1 protein-coding gene and 2 pseudogenes are annotated in these 1,214 nt (G+C 68.9%); 1 reads left to right on the forward strand and 2 read right to left on the reverse strand.

Translation table 11 applies throughout. The annotated features are described in order from the left end of the window. Nucleotides 1–167: pseudogene (locus G3N93_RS42350) on the forward strand (EamA/RhaT family transporter); the annotation flags it as partial. A gap of 97 nt (nucleotides 168–264) precedes the next feature. Here G3N93_RS42350 and nth read toward each other — a convergent pair. Further along, nucleotides 265–909: an endonuclease III gene (gene nth, locus G3N93_RS40505; protein WP_042976184.1), complete on the reverse strand. Its 645-nt coding sequence runs from the start codon at nucleotides 907–909 to the stop codon at nucleotides 265–267. Further along, a pseudogene (locus G3N93_RS40510) lies at nucleotides 906–1,214 on the reverse strand (electron transport complex subunit RsxB); the annotation flags it as partial. The pseudogene G3N93_RS40510 and the gene nth, both read right to left, overlap by 4 nt.

Below are 1,214 nucleotides of genomic sequence, written 5' to 3' on the forward strand. Positions count from 1 at the left end.
GCTGTTGTTCGGCGAAGCGCTGTCGCCGCTGCAGTGGGCGGGCGGCGTCGCGATTCTGGCTGCCGTGCTGGCGCTGGTGCGCGCGGGCGGCGCGGCGGCTGACGACGCAACGGCGACGTCCAACGCGTAGTGTGGAAGGGGAAAGCGGAGGCGATGGCGCGGGTGGCTACGCGCTGTCGCGGTTGCGGTGGCGGCTTGCCGGTCGAACAACGGCCGATGCGGCGGGCATCGTGCGTCCGGCTGCACGTCAGCCGCGGTTGCGCGTCACTCGTTGGGCGGCGGCGTCTTCGGCCTGAATTCGCACAGCGGCTCGATCGCGCAGTGCCAGCATTCGGGCTTGCGGGCCTTGCACACGTAGCGCCCGTGCAGGATCAGCCAGTGATGCGCGTCCTGCAGGAATTCCTTCGGCGTGAACTTCTCGAGCGCGGCCTCGACGGCGCGCACGTCCTTGCCCGGCGCGAGCCCGGTGCGGTTCGCGACACGGAAGATATGCGTGTCGACCGCAATCGTCGGCTGGCCGAACGCGGTGTTCAGCACGACGTTCGCGGTCTTGCGGCCGACACCCGGCAGCCCTTCGAGCGCTTCGCGATCGGCCGGCACCTCACCGTCGTAGCGGTCCAGCAGGATCCGGCACGTCGCGACCACGTTCTTCGCCTTGGTCCGGTACAGGCCGATCGTCTTGATGTACTCGGTGACGCCTTCTTCGCCGAGTGCGACGATTTGTCGCGGGGTGTTCGCGACCGGAAACATCTTCCGCATCGCCTTGTTGACCGATACGTCGGTCGCCTGCGCGGACAGCATCACGGCGATCAGCAGCTCGAACGGCGTCGAGTATTCGAGCTCGGTGGTCGGATGCGGATTGAGGCTCTGCAGCGTTTCGTAGATCGCGCGTCGTTTGCTGGCGTTCATGGAGCGTTCTGGTCGGGCGGTGCGGACGGGCCACCCGGGCCGTCGTTGCCTGCGTCGTTCTCTTCGTCGTTGCCGGTCGCGGCCGCCGCATCGGCGTCGCGTTGGGCCTGCTGTTCGGCGAGCCGTTTGCGGCGCGCCTCGGCCGCGTCGATCTGCGCCTGGACGGCCGCGCTCACGCCTTCGGTGTTCTTCGGCCCGGCGTCTTGCCCGGACAGCTCTTCCTTCTTCTTGCGCGCCCGCTCGAGCGCGGCGGCGATGATCGCGCGCTTCTTCGCTTCGGCGTCGTCTGCGGCCGGTGCGGCGGC

This window comes from Burkholderia sp. Se-20378 (genome assembly GCF_017104665.1).
Lineage (GTDB): Bacteria > Pseudomonadota > Gammaproteobacteria > Burkholderiales > Burkholderiaceae > Burkholderia > Burkholderia lata.